We start from the raw sequence: 25,617 nt of genomic DNA, 5'->3' as shown, positions 1-25,617 counted from the left end.
AAACTAGGAAGCTAACCGCAGGTTGCTCAAAACACTGTTTTGAGGTTGCAGATAGAGCTGACGTGGTTTGAAGAGATTTTCGAAGAGTATAAATAGCTTAGTGATAGAAGAAAATAGGGAAATATGGTATAATGAAACGATAGATTTTTGAATAGGAATAAGATCATGTTTGGATTTTTTAAGAAAGATAAGGCTGTGGAAGTAGAGGTTCCGACACAGGTTCCTGCTCATATCGGCATCATCATGGATGGCAATGGCCGTTGGGCTAAAAAACGTATGCAACCGCGAGTTTTTGGACACAAGGCGGGTATGGAAGCATTGCAAACTGTGACCAAGGCAGCTAACAAACTAGGCGTTAAGGTTATTACGGTCTATGCTTTTTCTACAGAAAACTGGACCCGTCCAGATCAGGAAGTCAAGTTTATCATGAACTTGCCAGTAGAGTTTTATGATAATTATGTCCCTGAACTGCATGCGAATAATGTTAAGATTCAAATGATTGGGAGAAACGGACCGCCTGCCTAAGCAAACCTTTGAAGCTTTAACCAAGGCTGAGGAATTGACTAAGAACAACACAGGTTTGATTCTTAATTTTGCTCTTAACTATGGTGGACGTGCTGAGATTACACAGGCTCTTAAGTTGATTTCCCAGGATGTTTTAGATGCCAAAATCAACCCAGGTGACATCACAGAGGAGTTGATTGGTAATTATCTTTTTACCCAGCATTTACCTAAGGACTTACGAGACCCAGACTTGATTATCCGTACCAGTGGAGAATTGCGTTTGAGTAATTTCCTACCATGGCAAGGAGCCTATAGTGAACTCTATTTTACAGATACCTTGTGGCCTGATTTTGACGAGGCGGCCTTGCAGGAAGCCATTCTTGCCTACAATCGTCGTCATCGCCGATTTGGAGGAGTTTAGGAGGAAATATGACACAGGATTTACAGAAAAGAACCTTGTTTGCAGGGATTGCACTGGCTATTTTCCTACCGATTTTGATGATTGGGGGCCTCTTGCTTCAGATAGCAATCGGAATCATAGCCATGCTAGCCATGCATGAACTTTTGAGGATGAGAGGTCTAGAGACCATGACGATGGAGGGCCTCTTGACCCTCTTTGCAACCTTTGCATTGACCATTCCCTTGGAGAATTACCTGACTTTTTTGCCAGTTGATGGGAATGTGGTTGCCTATAGTGTTTTGATTTCAATCATGTTAGGAACGACCGTTTTTAGCAAGTCTTATACGATTGAGGATGCGGTTTTCCCTCTTGCTATGAGCTTCTACGTGGGCTTTGGATTTAATGCTTTACTAGATGCTCGTGTTGCAGGTTTAGATAAGGCGCTTTTGGCCTTGTGTATCGTCTGGGCGACAGACAGTGGTGCCTATCTTGTTGGGATGAACTATGGGAAACGAAAGTTAGCACCAAGGGTATCGCCTAATAAAACCCTTGAGGGTGCCTTGGGTGGTATTTTAGGAGCGATTTTAGTAACCATTATCTTTATGATAGTTGACAGTACAGTTGCTCTTCCATATGGAATTTACAAGATGTCAGTCTTTGCTATTTTCTTTAGCATTGCTGGACAATTTGGTGATTTACTAGAAAGTTCGATCAAGCGTCACTTTGGTGTCAAGGATTCTGGGAAATTTATCCCTGGACATGGTGGTGTTTTGGATCGTTTTGATAGTATGTTGCTTGTATTTCCAATCATGCACTTATTTGGACTCTTTTAATCAAAAGACGGAGGAAACACTATGCTCGGAATTTTAACCTTTATTCTGGTTTTCGGGATTATTGTAGTGGTGCACGAGTTCGGGCACTTCTACTTTGCCAAGAAATCAGGGATTTTAGTACGTGAATTTGCCATCGGTATGGGACCCAAAATCTTTGCTCACATTGGCAAGGATGGAACGGCCTATACCATTCGAATCTTGCCTCTGGGTGGCTATGTCCGCATGGCCGGTTGGGGTGATGATACAACTGAAATCAAGACAGGAACGCCTGTTAGTTTGACACTTGCTGATGATGGTAAGGTTAAACGCATCAATCTCTCAGGTAAAAAATTAGATCAAACAGCTCTTCCTATGCAGGTGACCCAGTTTGATTTTGAAGACAATCTCTTTATCAAAGGATTGGTTCTGGAAGAAGAAAAAACATTTGCAGTGGATCACGATGCAACGGTTGTGGAAGCAGATGGTACTGAGGTTCGGATTGCACCTTTAGATGTGCAATATCAAAATGCAACTATCTGGGGCAAACTCATTACTAATTTTGCAGGCCCTATGAACAACTTTATCTTAGGTGTCGTTGTTTTCTGGATTTTAATCTTTATGCAGGGTGGTGTCAGAGATGTTGATACCAACCAGTTCCATGTCATGCCCCAAGGAGCCTTGGCTAAGGTGGGAGTATCAGAAACGGCACAGATTACCAAGATTGGCTCACATGAGATTAGCAACTGGGAAAGTTTGATTCAGGCTGTGGAAACAGAAACCAAAGGTAAGACGGCCCCGACTTTGGATGTGACTATTTCTGAAAAGGGGAGTGACAAACAAGTCACTGTTACACCCGAAGAAAGTCAAGGCCGTTACCTTCTAGGTGTTCAACCGGGGATTAAGTCAGATTTTCTATCCATGTTTGTAGGTGGTTTTACAACTGCTGCTGACTCGGCCCTACGAATTTTATCAGCACTGAAAAATCTGATTTTCCAACCGGATTTGAACAAGTTGGGTGGACCTGTTGCCATCTTTAAGGCAAGTAGTGATGCTGCTAAAAATGGAATTGAGAATGTCTTGTACTTCTTGGCAATGATTTCCATCAATATCGGGATTTTTAATCTTATTCCGATTCCAGCTCTGGATGGTGGTAAGATTGTGCTCAATATCCTAGAAGCTATCCGCCGCAAACCATTGAAACAAGAAATTGAAACCTATGTCACCTTGGCTGGAGTGGTCATCATGGTTGTCTTGATGATTGCTGTGACCTGGAATGACATTATGCGACTCTTTTTTAGATAATCGAGGAATATTATGAAACAAAGTAAAATGCCTATCCCAACGCTTCGCGAAATGCCAAGCGATGCTCAAGTTATCAGCCATGCTCTTATGTTGCGTGCTGGATATGTTCGCCAAGTATCTGCAGGTGTTTATTCTTACCTACCACTTGCTAATCGTGTGATTGAAAAAGCTAAAAATATCATGCGCCAAGAATTCGACAAGATTGGTGCCGTTGAGATGTTGGCTCCTGCCCTTCTCAGTGCAGAATTGTGGCGCGAATCAGGTCGTTACGAAACTTACGGTGAAGACCTTTACAAACTAAAAAACCGTGAAAAATCAGACTTTATCCTAGGTCCAACACACGAAGAAACCTTTACAGCTATTGTCCGTGATTCTGTTAAGTCTTACAAGCAATTGCCACTCAACCTTTACCAAATCCAGCCTAAGTATCGTGATGAAAAACGCCCACGTAATGGACTTCTCCGTACACGTGAGTTTATCATGAAGGATGCTTACAGCTTTCACGCTAACTATGATAGCTTGGACAGTGTTTATGATGAGTACAAGGCTGCTTATGAGCGTATTTTCACTCGTAGTGGCTTAGACTTTAAGGCTATCATTGGTGACGGTGGAGCCATGGGTGGTAAGGACAGCCAAGAATTTATGGCCATTACACCTGCTCGTACAGACCTTGACCGCTGGGTTGTCTTGGACAAGTCAGTTGCCTCATTTGACGAAATTCCTGATCAAGTGCAAGAAGAAATCAAGGCAGAATTGCTCAAATGGATGGTCTCTGGTGAAGATACCATTGCTTACTCAAGTGAGTCTAGCTATGCAGCTAACTTAGAAATGGCAACAAACGAGTACAAACCAAGCAACCGTGTTGTCGCTGAAGAAGAAGTGACTCGTGTTGCAACTCCAGATGTTAAATCAATCGATGAAGTTGCAGCCTTCCTCAACGTTCCAGAAGAACAAACGATTAAAACCCTCTTCTACATGGCAGATGGTGAGCTTGTTGCAGCCCTTCTAGTTGGAAATGACCAGCTTAATGAAGTTAAGTTGAAAAACCACTTGGGAGCAGATTTCTTTGACGTTGCTAGCGAAGAAGAAGTGGCGAATCTTGTTCAAGCAGGATTCGGTTCACTTGGACCAGTTGGTTTGCCAGAGAATGTTAAAATCATCGCAGACAGGAAGGTGCAAGATGTCCATAATGCAGTTGTCGGTGCTAACGAAGATGGCTACCACTTGACTGGTGTGAATCCAGGTCGTGATTTTACTGCAGAATATGTGGATATCCGTGAAGTTCGTGAGGGTGAAATTTCACCAGACGGACAAGGTGTCCTTAACTTTGCGCGTGGTATCGAAATTGGTCACATCTTTAAACTTGGCACTCGCTATTCGGCAAGCATGGGAGCAGATGTTTTGGATGAAAATGGTCGTGCTGTGCCAATCATCATGGGATGTTACGGTATCGGTGTCAGCCGTCTCCTTTCAGCAGTGATGGAGCAACACGCTCGCCTCTTTGTTAACAAAACACCAAAAGGTGAATACCGTTACGCTTGGGGAATCAACTTCCCTAAAGAATTGGCGCCATTTGATGTTCACTTGATTACTGTCAATGTCAAGGACGAAGAAGCGCAAGCCTTGACAGAAAAACTTGAAGCAAGCTTGATGGGAGCTGGTTACGAAGTCTTGACGGATGACCGTAACGAACGTGTCGGAGTCAAATTCAGCGATAGCGACTTGATTGGATTGCCAATCCGTATCACTGTTGGGAAGAAAGCAGCCGATGGCATCGTAGAAGTGAAGATTAAAGCGACTGGTGACACTATCGAAGTTCATGCAGATAATGTGCTTGAAACGCTTGAAATCTTAAGCAAGAAATAAAAACTATAATCAGAAGAAAAACAAGGAAAAAATGTAACTAGTTTTTACCTTGTTTTTTCTGTATAATGGGAAAAATGAGTAGATAAAGAGGTAAATGTATGCTAAGATTTCCAAAGGATTTTGTCTGGGGATCCTCTACTTCTGGACCACAAACAGAAGGACGTGTAGCTGGTGACGGTAAGGGAGATAATCTCTGGGATTATTGGTACCAAGTGGAGCCAAATCGTTACTATAATGGGATTGGTCCAGATAAGACATCGACCTTTTATGAAAATTGGGAAAAGGATATTGAGCTACTGTTAGAAACTGGTCATACGGCCTTTCGGACTTCTATTCAGTGGTCACGGATTTTTCCACAAGGGCGTGGGGAAGTCAATCCTCAAGGTGTGGATTTTTATCGTAAGGTCTTTGAGGCTATTAAGGCTAAGGGGATTCGTCTTTTAGTCAATCTTTATCATTTTGATTTGCCTTTTGCCCTTCAAGAGGATGGTGATGGTTGGGAAAATAAGGGGACTGTCTCAGCTTATGAAGACTATGCTCGTTTTTGTTTTGAGACTTATGGAGATTTAGTGGATCAATGGATTACCTTTAACGAGCCAATCGTTCCTGTGGAATTTGGCTATTTTTACGATGCCCATTATCCACATAAGGTGGATGCAGAAGCGGCGGTTAAAGTAGCCTACCACACACAATTGGCCAGCAGTCGGGCGGTTAAGGCCTGTCATGAACTTTTGCCTGATTCCAAGATTGGGATTGTCTTAAACTTGACACCGGCTTATCCACGTAGCCAGCATCCTGCTGATGTCAAGGCGGCTCGTATTGCGGACCTTTTTCAGGCCCAATCTTTCTTAGATCCGTCTGTTTTGGGGACTTATCCACAGGAGTTGGTAGAAATCTTGCATGAATACGGTCTCTTGCCTGATGCTACAGAGGAGGAGTTGGATATCATTCGTGACAATACGGTGGACTTCCTTGGTGTCAACTACTATCAACCTTTGCGTGTTATGGCTCCTCGATTTGCGAAGCATCCAGAGAGTCCACTCTTACCAGAACATTTTTATGAGCCTTATGTGATGCCTGGACGTAAAATTAATCCTCACCGTGGCTGGGAGATTTATGAGCAAGGGATTTATGACATTGCCCAAAATATCAAGGAAAACTATGGCAATATTGAGTGGATGTTGACAGAGAATGGTATGGGTGTTGAAGGGGAAGAAAAATTCCGTGAGAATGGAATGATTCAAGATGATTACCGTATTGACTTTGTAAAAGGTCATCTTCGCGAACTTTACCGTGCTATTGAAGACGGAGCCAATTGTAAGGGCTACTTAATTTGGACCTTTATTGACTGTTGGTCATGGCTCAACAGCTATAAAAATCGCTATGGTTTGGTTGAATTGGACTTGAAAACGCAAGAACGCCGTCTGAAGAAATCAGGGCACTGGTTCAAGGAATTAAGCGATAATAATGGATTTTAAAAAGGACTCTGACTGATTATCCTAATTGGTCAGAGTTTTTTGTTTACAAGAAGTTAATGTGAACTATACCAATTTTTACTCTTGACAAGTGAAAAAAACAAGTATATACTGTTTTTGCTGATTCTATAAAAGAAGAATTAGACTATACCAATTTTAAGGAGAAAGCACAGCTTGTCTGTGTCGTATATACTATGTGTGGAATTGTTGGTGTTGTTGGGAACACAAATGCAACTGATATTTTGATTCAAGGGCTTGAAAAGCTTGAATACCGTGGCTATGATTCTGCGGGATTTTTGTCCTAGGTGGTGCTGAAAATCATCTGGTCAAGGCGGTTGGCCGTATTGCAGAATTGTCTGCTAAGACAGCTGGTGTGGAGGGAACAACTGGTATCGGACATACTCGTTGGGCAACTCATGGGAAACCAACGGAAGACAATGCTCACCCACACCGCTCTGAGACAGAACGTTTTGTCTTGGTTCACAATGGGGTGATTGAAAACTACCTTGAAATTAAAGAAGAATACCTTGCTGGGCACCACTTCAAAGGGCAAACAGATACGGAAATCACCGTACATTTGATTGGAAAATTTGCGGAAGAAGACTCTCTCTCAGTTCTTGAAGCCTTTAAAAAAGCTCTTCATATTATCCGTGGTTCATATGCCTTTGCCTTGATTGACTCTGAAAATCCAGATGTCATCTATGTAGCGAAAAACAAATCTCCACTTTTGATTGGTCTTGGGGAAGGCTACAATATGGTCTGCTCAGATGCTATGGCTATGATTCGTGAAACCAACCAATACATGGAAATTCATGACCAAGAGTTGGTAATCGTCAAGGCTGATAGTGTGGAAGTTCAAGACTATGATAGTAACAGTCGTGAACGTGCTAGCTATACTGCGGAACTTGACTTGTCAGATATCGGTAAGGAACTTACCCTTACTACATGCTCAAGGAAATTGACGAGCAACCAACAGTGATGCGTAAGTTGATCCAAGCCTACACAGATGAGGTTGGTCAAGTAGTCGTAGACCAAGCTATCATCCAGGCTGTTCAAGACGCAGACCGCATCTACATCCTTGCAGCTGGGACATCTTACCACGCAGGATTTGCTTCTAAGAAGATGCTGGAAGAATTGACAGATACACCAGTTGAACTTGGAATTTCATCTGAGTGGGGTTACGGTATGCCACTTCTCAGCAAGAAACCACTCTTCATCTTTATCAGCCAGTCTGGTGAAACAGCAGATAGCCGTCAGGTTTTGGTCAAGGCTAATGAAATGGGAATCCCAAGCTTGACAGTGACAAACGTCCCAGGTTCAACTCTTTCTCGTGAAGCCAACCATACCATGCTCCTTCATGCAGGTCCTGAAATTGCCGTGGCATCAACCAAGGCCTATACAGCGCAAATTGCAGCCCTTGCCTTCCTTGCAAAAGCAGTCGGAGAAGCAAATGGCAATGCCAAAGCGCAAGCCTTTGATTTAGTTCATGAGTTGTCAATCGTAGCTCAGTCTATCGAATCAACTCTTTCAGAGAAAGAAACCATTGAAGTCAAGGTTCGTGAGCTACTTGAAACAACTCGTAACGCCTTTTACATCGGACGTGGTCAAGATTACTACGTAGCCATGGAAGCAAGTCTCAAACTTAAAGAGATTTCTTACATCCAGTGTGAAGGCTTTGCGGCAGGAGAACTTAAGCACGGAACTATTGCCTTGATTGAAGAAGGAACACCTGTTTTGACTCTCTTGTCAGATCCAGTCCTTGCCAACCACACTCGTGGAAATATCCAAGAGGTGGCAGCCCGTGGTGCAAAAGTCCTCACTATCGCAGAAGAAAATGTTGCTAAAGAGACAGACGCTATCGTCCTTACGACTGTACACCCTTACCTCTCACCAATTTCAATGGTCGTACCAACACAATTGGTCGCTTACTTTGCAACCCTCCACCGTGGCCTCGATGTGGACAAACCACGTAACCTTGCCAAGTCAGTAACGGTAGAATAGAATCTATGAATATACGGGCGTAAAGCCATAGGTTTATCCTATAAGGTTTTACAGCCTATTTTTTATGTTACAAATGATGATAAGGGTTTACTTTTCAATAATTATAGCAGATTGAATTTAGAACAGTACACAGGAATACTAAAATATTTCTAGAAATTAATTTGAATTTTCCAATTGATTTGTTCGTATCTTATTTCAAACTACTATAAAAAGAGGAAGCTGGGCAAAAACTCAATTTGAAGAGAAAATTCAGTAAATCTTTCCATGATAAAACGCATCATATTAAGGTTTTGTACACCTGATATGATGCGTTTTATCATTTTTAAGCCTTTTTGCCCAGCCTCGTCAAAAGTAAAGTTTTGGCACAAAATCTGTGACAAAACTTTAGTTTTAAAGGTTTTTAACTTTGTATATACTAGTTTTAAGAAAAGGAGGATGATCCTAATGGAAGAAAAAGTATCATTGAAAGTCAGAGTTCAAAAACTAGGGACATCGCTTTCAAATATGGTTATGCCCAATATTGGAGCATTTATTGCTTGGGGAGTGTTGACTGCCCTCTTTATCGCTGATGGCTATCTGCCAAATGAACAGTTAGCTACTGTTGTTGGTCCTATGTTAACGTATTTATTGCCAATCCTGATTGGTTACACAGGTGGATATATGATCCATGGTCAACGTGGTGCCGTTGTAGGAGCTATTGCTACTGTTGGTGCAATCACAGGTTCTAGTGTTCCTATGTTTATCGGAGCTATGGTAATGGGCTCACTGGGAGGATGGACTATCAAGAAATTTGATGAAAAGTTCCAGGAAAAAATTCGTCCCGGATTTGAAATGTTAGTTAATAATTTCTCAGCTGGTCTCGTTGGTTTTGCATTATTGCTTTTGGCTTTCTACGCAATCGGTCCAGTCGTATCGACTCTTACTGGAGCTGTTGGGAATGGTGTTGAGGCTATTGTCAATGCTCGCCTCCTTCCTATGGCTAATATTATCATCGAACCTACTAAAGTCCTTTTCCTCAATAATGCCCTCAATCATGGCATTTTTACTCCTCTGGGAGTAGAACAGGTAGCTCAAGCTGGTAAGTCAATTCTCTTCCTATTGGAAGCTAATCCTGGACCAGGCCTGGGAATTCTATTAGCTTATGCTGTATTCGGTAAAGGTTCTGCTAAATCTTCTTCTTGGGGGGCAATGGTTATTCATTTCTTCGGAGGGATTCATGAAATTTACTTTCCTTATGTTATGATGAAGCCTACTCTATTTTTAGCTGCTATGGCAGGAGGTATCTCTGGAACTTTTACTTTTCAACTCTTAGACGCTGGTCTTAAATCTCCAGCTTCACCAGGTTCTATTATTGCGATTATGGCTACGGCGCCAAAAGGCGTTTGGCCCCATCTAAATGTTCTTCTAGGTGTTTTAGTGGCAGCAGTTGTTTCTTTCCTTGTAGCAGCCCTTATTCTTCATGCAGACAAGTCAACTGAGGATTCGCTCGAAGCTGCTCAGGCGGCTACCCAAGCAGCTAAGGCTCAGTCTAAAGGTCAGTTAGTATCAACTTCTGTTGATGCAGTTGTTTCGACAGACTCAGTGGAAAAAATCATTTTCGCCTGCGATGCTGGTATGGGAAGCTCTGCTATGGGAGCTAGTATTCTTCGAGATAAGGTTAAAAAAGCAGGTCTAGAGATTCCAGTATCTAATCAGGCAATCTCAAATTTGCTTGATACACCAAAAACATTAATTGTTACTCAGGAAGAACTGACACCAAGAGCTAAAGACAAGAGTCCAAGTGCTATTCATGTTTCTGTTGATAATTTCTTAGCGTCCCCTCGTTATGATGAAATTGTAGCTTCATTAACAGGAGCTTCTCCAATAGCAGAAATTGAAGGAGATATATCAACTTCAGCATCAGTAGATAGTCAGGAAATTGACCTTAACCATATTGATGCTGTAGTAGTTGCTTATGGTAAAGCACAGGGATCTGCAACTATGGGCTGTGAAACGATTCGGGCTATCTTTAGAAACAAGAATATTCGTATTCCAGTTTCTACTGCCAAAATTTCAGAATTAGGTGAATTTAATTCTAAAAACATAATGATTGTAACAACTATTTCTTTACAGGCAGAAGTGCAGCAAACAGCACCGAATTCTCAATTTCTTATTGTGGATAGTTTAGTAACAACACCAGAATATGACAAAATGGCTGTTAGAATGTACAAATAGAACTAGAGGTTTCTAAATTACGAATGCTATTAACCAAACGAGAAGAACAATTATTGAAGGCTTTCCTACATGTAGGGAAGCTTTCAATGCAAGACATGACTGAAATCTTACAGGTTTCATCTAGAACAATTTATCGAACTTTATCAGATTTGACAGATAGCATGGAGCAATATGGAATCGAAATAACGAAGCATGGGAAATACTATATTTTGACTGGAGAGTTGGATGATTTGCCGACAGAACTTGAAGTGTTAGTTGAGTATAGTCCCCAAGAAAGACAAGAGTTGATTACCTATCGCCTTCTGACTGAGAGTGGTTTTGTCACCAATGAAGCATTGCAAGAGTGCATGAAAGTCAGTAATGTAACTATTATTCAGGATATTTCAGATATTGATAAGCGTCTTTTAGACTTTGATCTGAAAATTGAACGACAAAAAGGTTATCGTATTTCTGGTGATTCAGTTGGTAAGAGAAGATTTTTGGCTATTTTACTGACAAACTGTATCTCAGTAGCAGATTTTTCAATAAGTAATTTTGGGAGCTTTGATATTTTAGAAGCAGATAGAACTAGGCTGGCCAGTCAGATTGTTAATAAGCAACTGTCAGGTTTTCCAGATATGGATGCTAGGATGAAGATGTTTTTTGCGATCTTGTTATCTCTTATAGGTCAGGAGCAAAACATTGAAAATTCACCTAATACTAGTAAGCAGGCTTTGGAAATTTCTCAAAAATTTTTCAAGCTTACTCTAAGCAGACTGCACAATTTTATAGTATTCAGGAAATTATCTATTTTGCGAGCATCTTGGATGAATTAATCATTAAACGTCAGGACAATCCGCTCTTTACGGAGAAATTTGATGGTGAATTTTTCTACAATATTTCAAATCTGATTGATACGGTTTCCATGTATACCAAGATTGACTTTTTTAAGGACAAGGTTTTATTCAATTTTCTTTTCCATCATATTCGGCTCAGTTTAGGCGTCCCTATCCTTTTTCAGGGTGAAAATTTGCCAGAATCTGTCCAGATTTTAGTTGAAAGGAATAAATTTCTTTATACAGTCATCAGTCTTTTAGTAAATGATATTTTTCCGAAATATCTTCATACAGAGTATGAGTATGGCATGATTGCCCTACATTTTATCTCTAGCTTAGGCCGTAGTCCAGAGATTTATCCAGTCCGTGTTTTGCTTTTAACGGATGAACGTCGGGTCACTAGAGATTTATTAGTCAGTAAAATTAAGAGTGTTGCTCCTTTTGTAGAGTTGATAGATATTCAGTCTCTAGTAGATTACCACAGTATTGATCTCAGTCAGTATGATTATATTTTATCTACCAAGCCGCTGACTAATCAGGAAATCGATGTAATTTCTAGTTTTCCAACCGTCAAAGAACTGCTTGAATTACAGGAACGACTTCAGTATGTACAGGCACATCGTACAATTGTCGCGCGTGATGCTATCGCTCCAGAGAAAAGTTATGACTTGCAAGATTATTTAATATCTAGTAGTCAGCTTTTGAGTCAATTCGAGTTGGTTCAATTGGAGAATAATCAATCATTTGAGCACACGGTAGAACAAATCATCCAATATCAGAAGAATGTGAGTGACAGAGATTACCTAACAAGAAAATTGTTATCTCACTTCCAGAATAGTCCTATGGCTATTCCTAATACTGGTCTGGTGCTTTTACATAGTCAGTCTAGCAAAGTAACAACAAATAGTTTTACTATGTTTGAACTCAAACTACCTATCTCCGCATTGTCAATGAAACGAGAGGAAGAAGAGGTCAAAAGGTGTCTGCTAATGCTAATGTCTAAAGAAGCTAGCGAGGAAGCTAGAGATTTAATGACAGCTATTAGTCAGTCGATTATTGAAAATCATCTTTATACAGAGATTTACAAGACGGGAAATCAATCCATTATTTATCAGATGCTAAATACTATTTTTAAAGAAAAAATTAAGAAATTGGAGAACTAATATGAAACTTGAAAAACATTTGATTAAGCTTAATAAACAATTTTCTAACAAGGAGGAAGCTATTTGTTATTGTGGGCAAGTTCTTTATGAGGGTGGATATGTTAATGAAGACTATATTGAAGCCATGATTGAGCGAGATAAAGAGCTATCTGTTTACATGGGTAACTTTATCGCCATACCGCATGGAACAGATGCAGCAAAAAATGATGTCCTCAAGTCTGGTATTACAGTCGTTCAAGTCCCTAGAGGGGTTGATTTTGGGAATGTATCTAACCCTCAAGTGGCAACGGTTCTTTTTGGTATTGCTGGTATTGGTAATGAACACTTAGAAATTATTCAGAAAATTTCTATCTTCTGTGCAGATGTAGATAATGTTCTTAAACTAGCAGATGCTCAGTCAAAAGAGGAAGTGTTGCGCTTATTTGATGCTGTTGAATAATTGAATTTCGTCATTTGTCATCTAGTATATATGTCCCTCAAATAGGAAAAGGAGAAATTTAATGAAACATTCTGTTCATTTTGGTGCCGGTAATATCGGTCGTGGTTTTATAGGTGAAATTCTATTTAAAAATGGTTTCCATATTGATTTTGTGGATGTCAATAATCAGATAATTCATGCTCTAAATGAAAAGGGCAAGTATGAAATTGAAATTGCACAGAAAGGACAGTCTCGTATAGAAGTAACTAATGTGGCTGGCATTAATAGTAAAGAAGATCCTGAGCAAGTCATTGAAGCGATTCAAAAGACGGATATTATTACTACTGCAATCGGACCTAATATACTCCCTTTTATCGCTGAACTTCTAGCCAAAGGAATCGAAGCTCGCCGAGTTGCAGGAAATACACAGGCATTGGATGTTATGGCCTGTGAAAATATGATTGGCGGGTCTCAATTTCTTTATCAAGAAGTCAAGAAATATTTAAGTCCGGAAGGTTTGACATTTGCTGATAACTACATAGGTTTTCCAAATGCTGCAGTAGACAGGATTGTTCCAGCACAAAGTCACGAAGATTCCCTTTTTGTTGTGGTCGAACCCTTTAATGAATGGGTCGTGGAAACCAAGCGTCTTAAAAATCCAGATTTACGTCTAAAAGATGTGCATTATGAAGAAGATTTAGAACCCTTTATTGAGCGAAAACTTTTTTCAGTCAATTCTGGACATGCAACTTCAGCTTACATTGGTGCGCATTATGGTGCCAAGACAATTTTGGAAGCTCTTCAAAATCCTAATATCAAATCTCGGATTGAATCTGTATTAGCTGAAATTCGGAGTCTCTTGATTGCCAAATGGAACTTTGATAAAAAAGAATTGGAGAATTATCACAAAGTCATTATAGAACGGTTTGAAAATCCTTTCATAGTGGACGAGGTTAGTCGCGTAGCTCGTACTCCAATCCGAAAATTAGGCTATAATGAACGATTCATCCTACTGATACGTGAATTGAAAGAACTCAGTTTGTCATATAAAAACCTACTTAAAACAGTTGGCTATGCCTTTGACTATCGCGATGTAAATGATGAAGAAAGTATTCGATTAGGTGAATTGTTGGCTAAACAATCAGTCAAAGATGTTGTTATACAAGTTACAGGTTTAGACGACCCAGAATTGATTGAGCAAATTGTAGAGTATATTTAATCTTTTTCGAAAATCTCTTCAAATCAGGTTAGCATCCATCTGCAACCTCAAAACAGTGCTTTGAGCAGCCTGCGGCTAGCTTCCTAGTTTGCTCTTTGATTTTCATTGAGTATTAGAATAATTTTTCAAATTGGAGGACAGAGTAGATAGGGATAATGGATATGGTAGAATTGGGAATTTCAACATTTGGGGAAACAACGGAGCTTGAAGGGATTGGGCAAACTTACAGTCATGACGAACGCATTCGCCAGTTGCTAGCAGAGGTTGAACTGGATGACAAGGTTGGTTTGGATGTATATGGGATTGGTGAGCACCATCGAGCGGATTTTGCAGTATCAGCTCCAGAGATTGTACTAGCAGCTGGGGCAGTCAATACCAAGAAAATCCGTTTGACCAGCGCAGTCAGCATTCTCTCAAGTATGGACCCCATTCGCTTGTTCCAACAGTATGCCACTATCGATGCTTTGTCAAATGGACGTGCGGAGATTATGGCTGGAAGGGGCTCTTTCACGGAATCTTTCCCCTTGTTTGGCTATGATTTGAAAGACTACGAAGCCCTTTTTGATGAGAAATTAGACTTGCTTCAGTTAGTCAATGAAAAGACCAAGTTAGACTGGCAAGGTCGCTTGACCCAAACAATCTCTGGCAAAGAAGTCTATCCTCGTCCAGTTCAGGACAAATTGCCCTTGTGGATAGCTACAGGTGGTCATGTCGAATCAACAGTGAAGATTGCTCAGGCAGGCCTACCGATTGTCTATGCCATTATTGGTGGTAACCCGCGTTATTTTAAAAAGTTGATTCAGGCTTATCGTGAGATTGGGAGCGAAGCAGACCATGCCAGTCATGAACTAAAGGTTGGGGTCCATTCTTGGGGTTGGATTGCTGAAGATGGCGAGCAGGCTGTGAAAGATTATTTCCATCCGACCAAGCAAGTAGTGGATGCTATTTCCAAAGACCGTCCACACTGGCAAGAATTGCGTTATAAGCAATATTTGGAGCAGGTAGAATCAAATGGCGCCATGTTTGTGGGCAATCCAGATCAGGTGGCCGAAAAATTGATTCGCATGATTGAAGATCTTAGGCTTGGAGCGCTTCATGCTCCATTTACCGCTTGGTTCCATGCCTCATGATCAAGTTCTAAGAGCTATTGAACTCTTCGGCACGCAAGTGGCTCCAGAAGTACGGACTTATTTTGCCATGAAAGAGGCTTAATAAAAAATCCTAATCAGGCTGATAAAAAATCTATATAACAACTATTTTAAAAAAGCAATAAACAGAAAAAATCTCTGAAAAGCTAGTAAAATCAAGCTTTCCAGAGATTTTTTCGTTATTGATATAAACAATCTCAATCAAGTCGATAGTCAATATATATTGGGAAAAGGTCAAAAGGAGTGGTAAGATGGTTTCAATCCAAATGGAAGGAGAGAAGTATGACAAGTAAAAGAGAGCTAGTTTTTAGAGCTATTCGAGGAGAAGAGGTGGAACGAGTTCCTGTTGGCTTTTGGTTTCATTTTGTAATACTGGAGGAAAAAGGACAAGGTTTAAATAATCCACGTATCTTTCAAAAAAGTGTAGAGGGACATCGGAAGTACGTTGAAAGAATCCATCCTGATTTTGTCAAAATGATGAGTGACGGATTTTTCATTTATCCAAGTAATGTCTACAGTCCTAAGGTTACAAGTCTTCAGGAGTTAGCTTCTATTGAGTCGATTGGTGAAAACCATCCTTGGATTCAGCAACAAGTAGAAGTGGTAGAGGCTATTCGAGCAACCTTCACTGAGGACATTGCATCATTTTACAATATTTTTTCTCCGATCTCCTATTTGAAAAGGTGGTTTCGTACAGAGACTTCTAGAGGTGATAAGGAGGTTTCTAATCTTTTTCTTGAAAATCCAGAGCTATTCAGGGATGTTTTAGACGTGATAGCTGAGGATATCGCTATCCTAACTAAAAAAATCATTCAGGATGGTGGAGCAGATGGAATCTATCTCAGTACACAAGAAATTCAGGATGAGCGCATCACAGCAGAATTGTATCAGACCTATATTGAGCCAAGTAACATAAAGGTTTTAGAAGCTGCCAATCAGGTAGGTGGGGTAAATATCCTGCATATCTGCGGTTTCCAAGGTGCCAGTAACAATGTGACTATTTTCAAAGATTATCCAGCCCAGGTTTTCAACTGGGCAACCCACCATGAAGCAGTCAGTTTACCTCAAGGTCAGGAGTTATTTCATGGCCAAGCGGTCTTGGGTGGTTTTGAAAATGGGAAAGCAGAGCCTGCTTTACGGAGGTAGAAAGGCTGCACTACAAGAGGAAACTAAACGATTGTTGGCTGAAGCTGGGACTAGAGGAGTCCTTCTTGGAGCGGATTGCACGGTTCCAGATGACTTTGAATTAGAAAGATTGGACTGGATTCGTCAGGCTGCTATGTTAGAATAGGAGAGCCTTATGAAAAGAAAAAAGTGGCTATTGGTAGGGACGGCCCTCGGCTTTGTCATCTTACTTGCGATCAGTCTTACAAAGGGACTTGCTTGTAAGGAAGGGCCAAGATGTCATGGGATTCAGGATTTTCAGAAGAGAAGTCTTCCCTTTATTCAAACCAATGATATTGCCAGTGTTTTATTAGTTGAAAAAGAAAGAAATGGAGAATAGAGATGTTAGAAAAAAGAGAATGGGTTTTAAAAGCATTTAGAGGAGAAGTGGTTGACCGTGTACCTGTAGGTTTTTGGCACCACTTTACATCAGAAGAGGAATGGTTAAAGGGATTTTCCAATCCTGTGATTATTGAAAAGAACATACAAGGTCACAAACGTTTTATCCGTGACCTACATCCAGACTTTATCAAGTTGATGAGTGATGGCTATTTTGCTTATCCAAATCCAGTTATTGCCAAAGGAAAGTCACTCCAAGAGCTGTCGGAGATTCAACCTCTGGGTAAAGATCATCCGTGGATTAGAGAGCAGGTAGAATTAGTGAAGAAGATTAAGCAGGAGTTTACGGAAGATATTGTTGCTATTTACAATATTTTTGCGCCTGTGACCTACCTCAAATGGTTACTTGGAGAAGTGTCTGGTGGAGATGATCTCATTGCAGACTTCTTAGTTCAAGATTCTCAGAAATTGAAAAAAGTACTTGATGTGATTGCGCAAGATATCGCTAGCTTGAGTCAAGCTATTATTAAAGATGCAGGAGCAGATGGTATTTATCTCAGTGTGCAAAGTATTCAGGATGCGCGTGTTTCTGCTGAAGCCTATCAGGAGATTATTGAGCCGAGTGAACTGACTGTTTTAAATGCGGCTAAGTCGGTTGGTGGGGTAAATATCCTTCATATCTGTGGCTATGAAGGAGCTCGAAACGATATTCATATCTTTGCAGACTATCCAGCTCATGTTTTTAACTGGGCAGTTGGTCCAGAAGGGATTAGTCTAAAAGAAGGTCGTGAGATTTTCAAGGGTCGTGCTGTTCTGGGAGGATTTGAAAACGGTAAAGATGGCCTTCTCTATCGAGGCAGTAAGGAAGAAATTCAGGCTGAAACCAAACGATTGGTAGAAGAAACAGGGAAAGATGGCCTCATACTTGGAGCAGATTGTACCATTCCAAACGATATTGCAGTGGAGCGTATCCAGTGGGTGAGAGAAGCAGTAGCTAAATAAAGGAGAAGAATATGAGTAAGAAAACATGGATTGTTGGTGGAGTTGCAGTTGTGGCAGTGCTTGGAGCAACGATTATTGGTAGGACTTTGTCGGGAGCATCTGCTAAAGGTGCAGATGCAGCTTCATCTGGACAAGTAACAACTTTAAAAGTTGCCCATACTCAAAACTATGTCCCTTATGATTTTATTGACGAAAAAGGGGAATCAGATGGTTATGAAGTCGCTGTTTTAAAGGCGGTTGATGAGAAATTAGCAGATTATAAATTTGAGTATACTGGAACTAGTGATGATGATCTCTTGATTGGACTTGAGTCTGGCAAGTACGATATTGGAACTAAAGGTGCTTGGTATACAGATGAACGGGCTAAGAAATTCATTATTCCATCTGAGCCAGTAGGAGCCAGCATTATTGGTTTTACTGTCAGAAAAGGAGATGAAGCTAAATATAAGAATATTGATGATTTCGCCAAAAATAAAGGAAAATTAGTACCCATCTCTCCTCAAAATGCCCAGTGGAATGTGATTAATAGCTATAATGACAAGCACAAGGATACACCAATTGAGTTGACAGCTGCTGAATCTTTCAAGGTGGCAGATGCTTATGCTTGGGTTTTAGAAGGACGTTATGATGCTTTCTTTGACATCAAGTTGTCTTTTGAAAAAGCGGTGACAACAGATGATGGTTCTTACCACCAATATGCGGACAAACTTAGCTGGTTCCCTTATAAAGGAATCCCAACCTATCCCTTGATTCACCGTGATGAAAAGGGTGAGAAGTTTGCTAAAGAGTATGAAAAAGCGATTAAAGAATTAAAAGAAGACAGTACTCTTAGCTAAACTTTCTCAAAAATACTTTAAAGAAGATGTCTTTAGCTACGTTGATAAAGATTAGATGAGCAATCAGGCATGTTATGCTCTTCGAAAATCTCTTCAAACTGCATCAACGTCGCCTTGCCGTAGGTATGGTTACTGATTTTGTCAGTTCTATCCACAACCTCAAAACACTGTTTTGAGCAACCTGCGGCTAGTTTGCTTTTTGATTTTCATTGAGTATTAGAAAGAGGTTTATATGGTTTCATATGATTTTTCAAGAGTGTTCCAATTTTTACCAACCTTATGGCAGGCTCTTCCTATGACCTTGTCCATTCTCTTTTTTACTACAGTCCTCGGTTCCCTTTTCGGTGGCTTACTGGCTTGGGCTCAAGTGGGAGAAGACAAGACTTTTGCAGGTCTTTCTAAGGGCTATATTTTCACTCTTCGCTGTACTCCCCTATTGTTTTACTATTCCTTGTCTTTTATGGTTTACCTGAATTTTTAAAATGGTGGCTGAATTTAGATATCAACAACTGGTCTAAGACGGTCTTCGTCTTATTCACCATGGTCTTGCTATTTGCGGCTATCATTGCAGAAGTATTTAAGGCGTCTTATCAGGCAATTCCCAAAGGTCAGATGGAAGCTGGAGTCAGTATTGGTCTGACCCCTAGTCAGACATTTTGGAGAATCATTTTTCCTCAGGCTTTTCAAGTGGCTCTTCCAAATATGACGACCGCTATTCTAAATTTGATGCGGGACGCTTCCTAGCATATACGATTGGTTTTGTGGATGTCATGGGAGCTGGGAATCTCTTAATCAGTCGCAATTTGGGGAATTACTCTCTTGAAACCTATACAGCGGTTGCCATTCTTTATTGGGGTGTAGCCTTGGCTGTTTCCTTCTTGAGTCGCTTGTTAGAAAAATCTTTGGAAACGAAAGGGAGATAGGATATGGATTTAGACTATATTGCGAAAACTTTTTAGAGACCTTAAAAGGGGTGCCAACCACCTTAATCATTATGATTGTAGCCATGGTCTTAAGTTTTCTACCCAGCCTTGTTTTTAGCTCTGGGACAAATATATAAAGTCAAAGGTGTTCGAACTTTCTCTCTCGTGTATCTAGCTTTTATAAGAGCAACACCTCCGATTTTGCTGATTCTTTTCTTTTATAGTTTGTTTCCGAGTTTGCTCAATCAATTTCTCAAAAGCATAGGGAGTGATGTTGATATCTTTAAACTCAATCCGATCTATTATGCTTTTATTATCTATAGTTTGATGACAACAGGTAGTTTATCAGAAATCTTACGTTCGGCTATTTTGACTGTGGATAAGGGACAATTAGAAGCTGCACAAGCGATTGGTTTAACCACTAGTCAGGCTTATGTGAGGATTGTTTTTCCACAGGCCTTGCAATCAGCCTTGCCCAATCTGGCTAATCTAGTCATAAATATTGTAAAAGGAACCTCTTTGGTATTTGTGATGACCATTAAGGATATTACAGCCATTGCCCGTGTTGAAGCGTCTTATGGTTATCAGTATTTTGAATCCTATTTTGTGATCTTTTTACAGTACATTCTTATTTGCGGATTGATTCAATGGGGCTTTTCAATCTTAGAGAAACGCTATATTCAAAGAAGAAAGGGACAAGTAGTGCCCAGTACAGGTTTAGCATAGGAGGAGACAATGTTACAAGTAGAACATGTTGCAAAAAAATTTGGAGACAGACAAGTCTTAGAAGATGTTAATCTCAAGGTCAACCAAGGGGATGTGGTTGTAATATTGGGGCCATCTGGATCAGGTAAAACGACTCTCAGATGTCTCAATCATTTAGAAAAAGCCGATAGTGGCTCTTTGAAGCTTGCTGATAAAGAATACGACCTTGGAAAATTGACTAAAAAAGATATTTTAGAAATTCGCAAGAAGATTGCTTTCGTTTTTCAACATTATAATTTATTTGCTAATAAAACGGCCTTGGAAAATATTTTGGAGGGCTTGATTATTGCTCGGAAAATTCCTAAGGAAGAAGCAACAAAACGTGCGGAAGCTGCCTTAGAAAAAGTTGGTTTACTAGCTTATAAAGATTACTATCCCTCTCAGCTTTCTGGAGGCCAGCAACAACGAATCGGTATTGCGCGTGCCATTGCTGTGAAACCAGAGGTCATTTTATTAGATGAGCCAACATCGGCCTTGGATCCAGAGTTGGTAGGGGATGTTTTAGATGTTTTAAAACAGTTAGCTAAAGAAGGAGTTACTATGGTAGTAGTGACTCATGAGATGGGTTTTGCTAGAGATGTAGCCAATCATGTTATTTTATGGACGGTGGGAAAATTGTTGAAGAAAATAATGCCCATGATTTCTTTAGTCGTCCAAAGAAGAACGAACCAAGCAATTTTTGGCACGAATTCTTTCGGATGCGACCTATAGTGTAGAATATATGATTTGATAGATAGGCTTATCAGGGCAAAAATCAATCCCCCGAGCGTTAAGGCTTGGGGGATAGTTCTATAGGAGGGCTAGTTTAGTTCTCTTTTTTATTTTTTAGTAAGAAACCGAGACCAAGGAGCGTAAGGAGGCTGATTCCTGCAAATAGGAGTTTGTTTTCGTTTTTGATTCCTGTATTTGGAAGTTCAGCTTGTTTATCTGGGGTTGCAGGTATATTTTCCTTGCTAGAGCTTTCTACCGATTCGTTTTGAACCGCTTCTTTTACAGATGATGCTTGTGCTTCTTGTGCTGGTTGTTCAGCTTGTGAATCAGTTGTAGCTTGGCTAGGTTTATTTTCCGCATCAGCTACTTTGGCATCTGGTTTAGTAGAATCAGGTCTAGCTTCTGGAGCTGGATTTGCTGATGTGCAGGGTGAGAATATTCATTTTGATGTTCATTGCTTGGAAGGGGTTGAGTCTGGTTTCTCTTCTGCAGTTGACTCATGGCTAGTTCCATTTGAGAGAGACTCGAAGAACAGTGGCAGTAAGGGCATTTAATTTCAAGCCTTTTTCAGTCCACTCAAGTCCTTTCGGGTTGGCAATTCCGACTGGTCCTGCTTGGTTTTCATCTGCCAAAACTTCCGCATTTCTTAGATGTGCAAAGGCAGTTCCCAAATTAAATTCGCGAGCTTTTTCATCCGCATTGACAAAGACTGCGTAGATATCACCGTTTGGAGCAGTGATTTGGTAGCCAATCACTACATCCTCTTTTTCCACACCATTTTGGCCTGGGACAGTGATGAGGTGGACACGGTCTTTGATATCTTGAAGACTCTTAAGTCGGAAGGCATCTGTAGATTGACGAAGGGCAATCAAACCTTTCATATAGTCACGGCTCTTGACATTTTCAGGATAAGCTTTACCATCTGTAGCCTTAGTCCAGTCAAACTTGTTGACTGCATCGCTAGAATCGTAAGAGTCATGGATGAAGTAAGGATAGTCAAATGGGTTGCCGTCCTTATCACGCAACAAGTGAGATTTGTTTGGAACCTTATCCTCTGCTACTGGAGTCTTGTAGGCTGGGTCACGGAATTGTTTAGTACGTCCATATTCCTGACCAGAGTGGATAAATGGAGTTCCTTGAGCTGTCAAGACCATGAGATTTCCAAGTCGTAAACGACGGTGGACTTCAGCATAGTTCTCAGCCTTGCTTGGGTCTTTTTTGATAGACTGGGCAATGATGTCAAAGAGGGTCAAGTTATCATGGGCTGCGATGTATTGGATGACATCTCCAGGGCTGTCAGCTTCAAAGTTAGTTGGTTGAGCAATGAGATTTTTAAAGATGGTGTTGACATCACGCTTGCCACCTGTGATAAAGGCAGGTTGACCTTCGTTTGGATAACCAGATTTGAGGTTGTTACGGATGTCATCTGAAAAGACAGCGACAGTATCGGTATGTTTCATCCAATCTTGGTCAGCAGCTTTAGTAGGCATATTTTCATCACCAGCATAGGTTCTCCAACCTTCACCAAGCATGATGAGGTTTGGATTGAGGGCGCGTGCAGCCTTGTAAGCTTCTTCGATAGAAGTGGCGTCATGGTCTCCCATCATATCGAAGCGGAAGCCATCCACTTTGTAGGTATCAACTAGGTATTTGATAGAGTCAACTAGGAGCCGTTTGGTCATATGGTGGGTTGTCCCCAAGCGTCCACCACCAAAGCTAGTTCGAGGTGTGCCATCGGCATCCATAAAGTGGTAGTAGTTTGGCTCTAGGTCTTCAAAGATATCGACTTTGGCTGTGTGGTTATAAACGACATCTAGGATAGCTCCCATACCACGTTTGTGGATTTCGTTGATGAGGTTTTTAAATTCTGCGATTCGTTTTTCTGGATTCTTAGGATCGCTTGAATACATACCAGTCAATGAGAAGTAGTTTTGAGGGTCATATCCCCAGTTGTAGTTGCTGTTGCTTGAAGCATAGTCAGACAAGCGTTCATGGTTTTTCAATTCATTGACAAAGTAGTAAGACAAGACTGGAAGGAGCTGGATGTGGGTTACACCCAAGTCTTTGAGGTAGTCTAGTTTTTCGATAAAGGCTTCAAAAGTCCCAAATGGTTTGGTCAAGTCTTTTGCAATGGCAGGATCTGAAGTGAAATCACGCACATGAGCTTCGTAGATAACGGCGTCTTCACGAGTCTTGAAATTGTGAATCTTACCATAAGTTAAGTCTTGAGGTCCGAGTTTAGCTGGATCTACAAAGGCGGCTTTAGCCACTTTATGGGCATCGTCAATCTTGGAATCGTCGCTATTCCAAGCAGCAAGAGATTTAGCGTAAGGATCGAGTGCAAGAACAGTTTTACCTTGACGCTCGATTTGGTATTGATAATAGTATCCAGTGAAATCTGTGATTCCGAATTTGTTTGTGCTGTCTAGAGTTTGTTTCCAAGTTCCTCTTTCCCCTTTTTCAAGAGCGACAGTTCCAACTACTTTTTCAGGGTCATTCTTGTCGTAGACAACAACAGAAACCTTATCAGCACTTGGTGACCAAAGGGTTAAATCAACTTGTTTTCCTTCTTCTTTTAGATCAGCTCCAAGTTTACCATCATAGCTGTAAGCCTCATCTTTCAGGCGCCAGCTTGTTTTGGTAGTGAATTGGTCGGAATTGTAGCTAACAGTATATGGGTGTTTTGTGTCAGAGAAATCTCCGCTGTAGGTCACTTTTTTACCAGCTTCATCTATTGCAACATCGGTGATAGCTACTTTATTTCCTAGGTGATTAGTGATGTTGGAGTGTTTGAGGATATCCTCTTTTTTAGCACCGACAAGTGTTGAAAAACTACTTTCAATGCTAGAAGTTCCTACGTGTTGGGCACCTGTCATACGGATATCATGGACATAGTATGGATTTGTGTAAATTGATTCGTCATCGTCTTTTAGGAAAATTTGGCTATGATTTTTCAAATCTGTGAATTTATAATCTTCTTTACGGATTTTCACGTCGTCTCCTTGTTTGCTCTCATCTAGTAATAAAAATCCAAATTCTCTTGCGGCTTCATTAAGAGGAATGTCGATATAACGGCCATATTTGCCTGTAGCCGTAAAGTCTGTTCCGTCAGGCCATTGAGCGCTACTTGGATTTTTCACATCTCCCCAGTACCAGAGAGATTTCTTGTCATAGTTGCCATCTGTGCGGTAGTAGTTGACGCGAACAGTTCCTGCAGGCTGTGGCTCGTAAGAGAAAACCTTGTAATCTTGGTCTAACCAAGCCTCGTTCATTTTTGGAACTAGTTTTTCTATAGATTTATCTCCGGTTAGATTTTTTCCAGCTGTATTGTTGATGAGGAAGCTAATTTTCTCTTGGCTTCTTCTCCCTTTAATTTGACATCTAGGTAATAGCCGTAGTCATCTTTTTTGGCATCCTTGAAGGACAAGGCTCCGTTTGGCCAATTTTCAGATGGTTTTTCAACATCGTCCCAAGTCCATAGTCCTTGAGCATCCTTGTTTTTTCAGGAAGTTTTTTGACATGGATACGGAAGTAGTTATCTTCGATGGGCTCTTCTGCCTTAGTTTCAGTCGTTACTGGACTAGTGGAAGTAGTTGTCTCACTTGAACGATCTTGTCCAGTTTGTGGTGCTGGATCGGCTGGGCTTGCAACAGGAGTGGTCGCCTCTGTTGCAGGTTTTTCTTCTTTTTTCTCTAGGGAAGCGCTTGCATTATTAGGTGAAGAAAAATCGCTTTCTTTCTTACCAGTGCTAGTTGCTGTATCAGTAAGAGGCTGGGCAAGGGCAGTAGTAGTTTCACTATTATTTGCGTTAGTGGTTGGTGTACTTTCGTCTGCTGAGATAGTTGGTGTAGCCATGGCAAGCAAGACAAGGCTTGCGCCGATAAGGACAGAACCAGTTCCATTTTTGAGGGAACGGATGCTGTAGACCATTTTTTTCTCAGTTTGAGCTGGTGTTTTTCTCATGATGATTCTCCAATCAATAAATTTCTATACCAGTATAGCATGTAGTAAAACAATATGCAAGCGTTTTCTTTGGTTTGTCAAAGAAATTCTTACTTTTGAGAAGTTTTCCGTATTATTTTATATATCAGTATAAATAATGGAAATAATACTCAATGAAAATCAAAGAGCAAACTAGGAAACTAGCCGCAGGCTGTACTTGAGTACGGCAAGGCGACGTTGACGTGGTTTGAAGAGATTTTCGAAGAGTATAAAAATGTCACATAAGACAAGACGTATTATTAGGAAGATGATGTGTTCCCAGCTATTTTTATTCAGAAATTGATCTCTAATATTTCTTTTAAAAAGCTCATCTAGTGAAACTATAAATAGGAAAAGAAAAAAGTTAGTGTTTTTCAAGTGTTATCTAGTTTCCAAACTATAGTATTTACTGGAAATCGAAAGAAAATATCAGAAAAATTCAGCAAACGTTTTCTTCTTATTTTCTTGACTTTTTTGCTGGTTTGTGCTTGACTTTTACTTGAAATTTGATAGACTATAAACAAATAGGAAAACGTATTCATTTAAAAACGGAGGAATA

10 protein-coding genes and 10 pseudogenes are annotated in these 25,617 nt (G+C 40.5%); 18 read left to right on the top strand and 2 right to left on the bottom strand.

Annotation, left to right across the window (positions count from 1 at the left end):
- Positions 1–165 precede the first annotated feature (165 nt).
- The 15 genes and pseudogenes from uppS to QMQ21_RS11805 all read left to right on the top strand — a co-directional run bounded on the left by uppS (position 166) and on the right by QMQ21_RS11805 (position 18,733).
- A pseudogene (gene uppS, locus QMQ21_RS11875) lies at positions 166–925 on the top strand (undecaprenyl pyrophosphate synthase).
- A gap of 8 nt (positions 926–933) precedes the next feature.
- Positions 934–1,737, top strand: a complete 804-nt coding sequence (locus QMQ21_RS11870; RefSeq protein WP_000189868.1) for a phosphatidate cytidylyltransferase — start codon at positions 934–936, stop codon at positions 1,735–1,737.
- A 21-nt stretch (positions 1,738–1,758) separates the two neighbouring features.
- On the top strand, positions 1,759–3,018 hold the full coding sequence (rseP, locus tag QMQ21_RS11865; RefSeq protein WP_261814506.1) for an RIP metalloprotease RseP: 1,260 nt from the start codon (positions 1,759–1,761) through the stop codon (positions 3,016–3,018).
- A gap of 12 nt (positions 3,019–3,030) precedes the next feature.
- Positions 3,031–4,884 carry a proline--tRNA ligase gene (locus QMQ21_RS11860; RefSeq protein ID WP_138702088.1) on the top strand — a complete coding sequence of 618 codons (1,854 nt, stop codon included), beginning with the start codon at positions 3,031–3,033 and terminating at the stop codon, positions 4,882–4,884.
- 98 nt (positions 4,885–4,982) lie between these two features.
- Entirely contained in the window at positions 4,983–6,362 is a 1,380-nt protein-coding gene (bglA, locus tag QMQ21_RS11855; protein WP_261814505.1) for a 6-phospho-beta-glucosidase, read from the top strand.
- Positions 6,363–6,553: 191 nt separating this feature from the next.
- Positions 6,554–8,360: pseudogene (glmS, locus tag QMQ21_RS11850) on the top strand (glutamine--fructose-6-phosphate transaminase (isomerizing)).
- A gap of 444 nt (positions 8,361–8,804) precedes the next feature.
- The gene (locus QMQ21_RS11845) at positions 8,805–10,574 is read left to right on the top strand and encodes a PTS mannitol transporter subunit IIBC (protein ID WP_261814502.1); all 1,770 of its coding nucleotides are present in this window, start codon (positions 8,805–8,807) and stop codon (positions 10,572–10,574) included.
- A gap of 23 nt (positions 10,575–10,597) precedes the next feature.
- Positions 10,598–12,552: pseudogene (locus tag QMQ21_RS11840) on the top strand (BglG family transcription antiterminator).
- 1 nt (position 12,553) lies between these two features.
- Positions 12,554–12,991, top strand: coding sequence for a PTS mannitol transporter subunit IIA (locus QMQ21_RS11835; protein ID WP_000764149.1), 438 nt, complete (start codon positions 12,554–12,556; stop codon positions 12,989–12,991).
- A gap of 61 nt (positions 12,992–13,052) precedes the next feature.
- On the top strand, positions 13,053–14,189 hold the full coding sequence (locus tag QMQ21_RS11830; RefSeq protein ID WP_261814499.1) for a mannitol-1-phosphate 5-dehydrogenase: 1,137 nt from the start codon (positions 13,053–13,055) through the stop codon (positions 14,187–14,189).
- A 161-nt stretch (positions 14,190–14,350) separates the two neighbouring features.
- Positions 14,351–15,401: pseudogene (locus tag QMQ21_RS11825) on the top strand (LLM class flavin-dependent oxidoreductase).
- A gap of 218 nt (positions 15,402–15,619) precedes the next feature.
- Positions 15,620–16,628: pseudogene (locus tag QMQ21_RS11820) on the top strand (uroporphyrinogen decarboxylase family protein).
- 9 nt (positions 16,629–16,637) lie between these two features.
- On the top strand, positions 16,638–16,841 hold the full coding sequence (locus QMQ21_RS11815) for a hypothetical protein (protein WP_000823548.1): 204 nt from the start codon (positions 16,638–16,640) through the stop codon (positions 16,839–16,841).
- Positions 16,842–16,843: 2 nt separating this feature from the next.
- Complete coding sequence (locus QMQ21_RS11810; RefSeq protein ID WP_261814495.1) at positions 16,844–17,842, top strand: uroporphyrinogen decarboxylase family protein; 999 nt, start codon at positions 16,844–16,846, stop codon at positions 17,840–17,842.
- 11 nt (positions 17,843–17,853) lie between these two features.
- Positions 17,854–18,733: pseudogene (locus QMQ21_RS11805) on the top strand (transporter substrate-binding domain-containing protein).
- Here the strand turns inward: QMQ21_RS11805 and QMQ21_RS11800 are convergent.
- A complete protein-coding gene (locus tag QMQ21_RS11800; protein WP_261814493.1) occupies positions 18,711–18,833 on the bottom strand; it encodes a hypothetical protein in 123 nt (40 codons plus the stop codon). The pseudogene QMQ21_RS11805 and the gene QMQ21_RS11800 sit on opposite strands and share 23 nt — an antisense overlap.
- Positions 18,834–18,910: 77 nt before the next feature.
- On the opposite strand from QMQ21_RS11800, the pseudogene QMQ21_RS11795 reads away from it, so the two are divergent.
- From QMQ21_RS11795 to QMQ21_RS11785, 3 pseudogenes are all read left to right on the top strand, one after another.
- Positions 18,911–19,601, top strand: a pseudogene (locus QMQ21_RS11795) (amino acid ABC transporter permease).
- Between the two features lie 3 nt (positions 19,602–19,604).
- A pseudogene (locus QMQ21_RS11790) lies at positions 19,605–20,327 on the top strand (amino acid ABC transporter permease).
- A gap of 9 nt (positions 20,328–20,336) precedes the next feature.
- Positions 20,337–21,096 (top strand): annotated as a pseudogene (locus tag QMQ21_RS11785) (amino acid ABC transporter ATP-binding protein).
- Between the two features lie 75 nt (positions 21,097–21,171).
- Here the strand turns inward: QMQ21_RS11785 and spuA are convergent.
- Positions 21,172–25,040 (bottom strand): annotated as a pseudogene (spuA, locus tag QMQ21_RS11780) (LPXTG-anchored pullulanase SpuA).
- Positions 25,041–25,617: the final 577 nt, after the last annotated feature.

Source organism: Streptococcus bouchesdurhonensis (assembly GCF_948472335.1).
This window is presented reverse-complemented; position numbering and strand designations above follow the sequence as displayed.